This is a genomic window from Streptomyces sp. NPDC050636 (assembly GCF_040654775.1).
Taxonomy (GTDB): domain Bacteria; phylum Actinomycetota; class Actinomycetes; order Streptomycetales; family Streptomycetaceae; genus Streptomyces.
The window spans coordinates 1-4,747 of record NZ_JBFAIP010000202.1; the positions used below are offsets into that span (position 1 = coordinate 1).

The 4,747-nt window shown below is 67.7% G+C and carries 5 protein-coding genes and 2 pseudogenes; 6 read left to right on the forward strand and 1 reads right to left on the reverse strand.

All coding sequences use genetic code 11. The annotated features are described in order from the left end of the window. The 5 genes and pseudogenes from AB0I10_RS40325 to AB0I10_RS40345 form a co-directional block, all read left to right on the forward strand. Positions 1-244 (forward strand): annotated as a pseudogene (locus AB0I10_RS40325) (ABC transporter ATP-binding protein); the annotation flags it as partial. Positions 245-1,061: 817 nt separating this feature from the next. Continuing rightward, positions 1,062-1,292 (forward strand): helix-turn-helix domain-containing protein, encoded by a 231-nt coding sequence (locus AB0I10_RS40330; protein WP_363157720.1) that lies wholly within the window; start codon positions 1,062-1,064, stop codon positions 1,290-1,292. Positions 1,293-2,065: 773 nt separating this feature from the next. After that, the gene (locus AB0I10_RS40335; RefSeq protein ID WP_363157723.1) at positions 2,066-2,401 is read left to right on the forward strand and encodes an SDR family oxidoreductase; all 336 of its coding nucleotides are present in this window, start codon (positions 2,066-2,068) and stop codon (positions 2,399-2,401) included. Between the two features lie 350 nt (positions 2,402-2,751). Further along, positions 2,752-2,991, forward strand: a complete 240-nt coding sequence (locus tag AB0I10_RS40340; RefSeq protein WP_363157724.1) for a hypothetical protein — start codon at positions 2,752-2,754, stop codon at positions 2,989-2,991. A gap of 39 nt (positions 2,992-3,030) precedes the next feature. After that, positions 3,031-3,432: an ester cyclase gene (locus tag AB0I10_RS40345; protein WP_363157721.1), complete on the forward strand. Its 402-nt coding sequence runs from the start codon at positions 3,031-3,033 to the stop codon at positions 3,430-3,432. A gap of 202 nt (positions 3,433-3,634) precedes the next feature. Here AB0I10_RS40345 and AB0I10_RS40350 read toward each other — a convergent pair. Continuing rightward, positions 3,635-3,747: pseudogene (locus AB0I10_RS40350) on the reverse strand (transposase); the annotation flags it as partial. Positions 3,748-3,926: 179 nt separating this feature from the next. Between AB0I10_RS40350 and AB0I10_RS40355 the strand changes: the two are divergent. Further along, positions 3,927-4,418 carry a PP2C family protein-serine/threonine phosphatase gene (locus tag AB0I10_RS40355; protein WP_363157722.1) on the forward strand — a complete coding sequence of 164 codons (492 nt, stop codon included), beginning with the start codon at positions 3,927-3,929 and terminating at the stop codon, positions 4,416-4,418. The last annotated feature ends 329 nt before the right edge of the window (positions 4,419-4,747 follow it).

Below are 4,747 nucleotides of genomic sequence, written 5' to 3' on the forward strand. Positions count from 1 at the left end.
GCTGGACGAGGCCACCTCCCAACTGGACGCGGCCAACGAGGCGGCGTTGCGCGACACCATCACCGAAACCGCCCACGGTACGACGGTGTTGGTGGTCGCACACCGGCTGTCCACCGTGACCAGAGCGGACCGGATCGTGGTCATGGAGGCGGGTCAGGTCCGGGCAGTCGGCACCCACGCCGAGCTCATGGCGGGTGACGCGCTCTACAGAGAACTGGCGAGCACACAGCTGTTCGGCCAGTAGTCGTCGCCTCTGCACGGCGGCCTGCGGTTGGCAGTGGGAGAGCAACCGGACCCTGATCGGAATCGCCTGATCCTGATCGGAATCGGTTGCCACCCGCTGCCGCCCGACTGCGCCGGGACGCCGGATCGGACGCGCTTGCGGAGCGCAGCCCGGCAGCGGCCGGAAGAGATTTCTTCCTGCCCGTCCTCCGCTCCGTCCTCCTGGTCCTCGGTGGTGTAAGCGTAGGCGGCCTGGTCGGCGGCCTTCCCCAGCACCGCCGGGGCGGACTCACGGTCGGGAAGGTCCCCCCTCCCCCGCGCCAGGGGCGTGAGGTCATCGATGGTCCGGCCGGTGCGCCAGTCGGGCATGCGGGCCCGGCCGATGGGCCGCCCCGCGCGGGCCGGGGGCGCTGCGGGCTCCGGTTCCCGGCGCGGGTCAATACGCCCCTCGTCTCCTGCACACCGACCCCTCCTATGCCCTAGCTGCGGAGGCGGCGGTTCCCGCGAAGGGCAGTGGTAACGGTCACGGTCGAGCCGGCCGAGGATCGTCACGCCGCGCTGTTCCTGGTCATGCGCCGGCGGCCTGGTGACTGTCGCCCTCCTGGGCGCTGCCGACAGCCCTGGCCCAGCAATGGGGTAGCTGACGCCAAGATCCGGACCATGCACGGACCAACGCTCTCCCCACAACAGTCACAGCCACCATTGCAGCAGGTCAGCACCACTATGAGCGCTGTACCACCAGCAGACGAAGAACCTCCTGGCTATGCACATACAACTGGCTGAACTTCAAACGACGCTAGGTATCTCGCGCTCAGCCACCGTTCAACCGGGCGAGCCCCATGGCGGAGACGAACTCCCCTGACTCCGGTGCCCGATCCGTCGCGAATGCAGAGGAACGACTGAGCATGGACAGCCTGGTCGCTCTCTGCGACATCCTGGAGTGCGCCCCGAACGACCTGATCCAGCCCAAGGTCGTCAATCAGGAGGTCCGCAAGGCCGCCGACAGGTCGACGGCGCCGGTGGAGATCGGCCCACGCCGCACCACGGACCGCCATCCGGACCGCCCATGACGGACCAACCCCAGCGCGAGCGCAATCTCGCCGTGGCCCGGGCACGCGACGAGACACGGGCCCGGGTGGTGGCCCGCCTCGGGGCAGCCCTCCCGGTCGCCGGCGGGCAGGCCGAGGCACTGCTGCGACGAGCCGGAGCGCGAGCAACCCGCCCGGTGCGGAAACTGGACACGTCGTACCTGGAGGAGAACCCCTGCCAGCCTGAGCGCCCCGACCTCGCACCGTCCACTGGCTCTGCCTCGCCTGCTGGACGTGCTGAGGGAGGTCGGGCACGGCGGTCTGGTTGGCGAACTGGCCTGTACCCACTGCGGGCGCGCCGATACAGGCGGGTGCGCTCCTCGACACCGGACGGAAGGTGCTGTGCCCCGTCGCGGCGCGCTAGGAGGACGGACCGGTGTGCCAGCCCCGTACCCCCGCAGGCGGCGGGAGTGCGCCCCATGCGGCGAACGGCAGCCTCCCGCTCGGAAGACCGACGATGGGCGGATTGCCGACATCGATCCACCCCTGGTTGAGGCCGCCGCATCACGCCTCGTGCAAGTACGGTGAGAGCTGGCGCGGCGGCGGCCCCCTGAAGCTGTGGCCGAGTTCCCCAGCGAGCGCTGCCCTGGGGAGAATCTGGGGAGAACGAAGCCGCCTGGGGAGTGCCTGGGGAGAAGCGGCTACGTAACGCGGCATGAAGCTGAAAGCCCCTGAAAGATGCATACGCGCAGGCCAGGAGGCCGTCCGGACGTATATGACCAGGTCAGGGCGATCTGGTAGACGGCTTCATCAACATCTCCTCGACCTACGGGCACGAGGGTGCGGCGGGAGCCTCCCTCTATGCCGGCAGCAAGCATGCCGTCGAAGGCATCACCAAGTCCGTGGCGCTCGAGCTCGCCAAGTCTGGAATCCGCGTGAACGGCGTGGCGCCTGGCCCTACAGACACCGGCATGCTGACCCGTTTTACCGGCATACCGGAGAACAAAGCGGCTCTGGTGGCGGATGTTCCGTTGGGTCGCCTCGGCCTCCCGAAGGAGCTTGCCGACGCGATCGTCTTCCTTGCATCGGACGAAGCCTCATTCATCACCGGGCACATCCTCAACGTCGACGGCGGTCACACCGCCAACTGACCTGTCCAGGCAGGGAGGTTGGCGTTTCGCTTCGCGCCGGTTGGTTGACCCGATCGTGAGTGAAACGGCTCTGAACAAATCGATCGTCCTACCTACCCATTACTTCGCGCCGAGAAGGCGTACGGCGATGCTGCGATACACACACGACACAGTTCCGTCCCAGTTCGTAGAAGCCGGCGGGGTCCGGTACGCCTACCGGCGCTTCGGTCGAGCGGATCACAGCCCGATTCGACCGCGACGCGCCCGTCGCCCCGGAGGCCGTACAGGCCCAGGCGGCAGCGATCGGCACCTGGGGCGCGCGCAAGGACGACACCTACGGCTACCTGGCCGGCCTCAAGCAGCCCACCCTCATCGTCAACGGCAACAACGACATCATCATCCCCACCATCAACTCCTATCTGCTGCAGCAGCACGCCCCCAACGCCCAGCTCATCCTCTACCCCGACGCCAACCACGGCGCTCATCACCAGTACCCGAGCTGTTCGTCAAGCACGCCAAACTCTTCCTCGACTCCGAGTAGGAGTCGGCGAGGCGTGGATCAGCCACGTGCACTTTGCGGCAGGGTGGGGGCCAGTCAATCGACATGGTGAAAGGCGAGGGGATGCAGCGGCTACCTCGTGGAGGACCACATGACTACTCCTGAACAGAACAAGGCACTGGTGCTGGAAGCGTTCGACACGCTGTTCAACAAGCGTGACTACGTCGCCGCCGAAGATTTCTGGTCCGAGCGCTACATCCAGCACAGCGCGCACATCGCACCAGGACGCGCGGGTCTGTTCAACCTGATCCGCTCGTTGCCGGACACCCTGCGCTACGAACACCAGCTCGTCCTCGCCGAAGGCGATCACGTCATGCTCTACGGCCGCTTCAGCGGCAATGGCAGCCCCGCCGCCTCGGTGGCGGCCGACGTGGTGCGCATCGAAAACGGCAAGCTCGCCGAACACTGGGACGTCCTACAGGATGAGGCGACCCACGCCGAGTCCGCCAGCGGCCTGCCGATGTTCGGTGACCACTTCCCGCCCGACCGCTGACCGGCTCCGCCGCATGAGCTGTCCGCTCACGACGGCGACCGCCCGCGGCTCGTCGCGAGCCGACTCGCCCGGCTCAGGCAGACGACCTCCCCACCAGGCGGACGCCGGCCGGTGCGTGGGGCGCTGGGCGTACGGGCCATGGCCATTCGCCTCCCGACCACATGGCGGTTCCAAGTGGCCGGCACCGGACCGCGCGGATCCAGTCGACACCGATCAGACGGGGCTGCCGCTTCCTGACAATCTGCGGCTCGAAGGTGCCGGCTGTGTCCCGCGGCACCTTCACCTCCACGGGCCGACGTCGGTCAGCACGGTCTTCGAACCAGTGCCCGCGCCAGACCCTGCACGCCGTCCTAGCACGACGCGCTCAGAAGCCCCGCCGGAAATGCTCCGGCGGGGCATTGCGGTTGCACTCACGTAGCGTCAGTGGAGCTAGTACCCGCTTCCCAGCGGCAGGTCAGGGAGGCTCGGCAGAAGAGCCCGCACCTCATCCTTGGATGCACCGACGCGCGCCTCGAAAGCGCTTCGCTCATGAGCGATACGGCGAGGAAGAACGCCTCCCTGGCCATCGTGACCACGACCTCTGCTCCCGACGCCGAGCCCGTGATCCACCTGGTCGACTGCGGGCACCCCCGCCCCTACTCATACGCCATCGCCAGGTCACACCACTCCAAGTCCGTCAACCCGAACCACCGCTGGACCTCGGCGAATTCACGGACCCCGGCTATCGCGTCGAAACCTTCCCCTTCGCGGCCGGCGACCTCCTGCTGCTCTACGCCGACGGCGTCATCGAGGCCCGCGATCGCGCAGGCGCCTTCTACCCGCTCGCCGAGCGCATCGCCTCGTGGGACGGGGACGGCTCCGAGGCACTCCTGCGACACATCCGCGATGACCTGGTCGCCCACAGCGACGGCAGCCTGGGCGACGACGCCGCCATGATCGCGCTCTCGCGCACACCCACGCCCTCGACGGCACGAGCAGTCAAATGACCGGAGAATCCGGCAGATGTCGCCGTCGGATTGGTAGCAGGGCCTGATACCCGCTGCGGGTATCAGGCATGCTGTGGCAGGAGTGTTACACGTCACACAGTCGTCTTCTCAGGTCGGGACGGCCCGCTGTTCGGTGGCGATGTCCGTGCAGGTCAGCGCCGCCAGGAGGATGAGCGTTCGCATCCGGAGCGGTGGCGGGCCGGCGGTATTTCATTTCCCGTTCAGATCGTCGGAAGCGGTCGGCGACTCACATGCCGTTACTATCACGGCATGGTCACGGCCCAGCCGATTTTCAGAGCGCTGCGGGTCCGCTCCCACCGGGCGGGTCC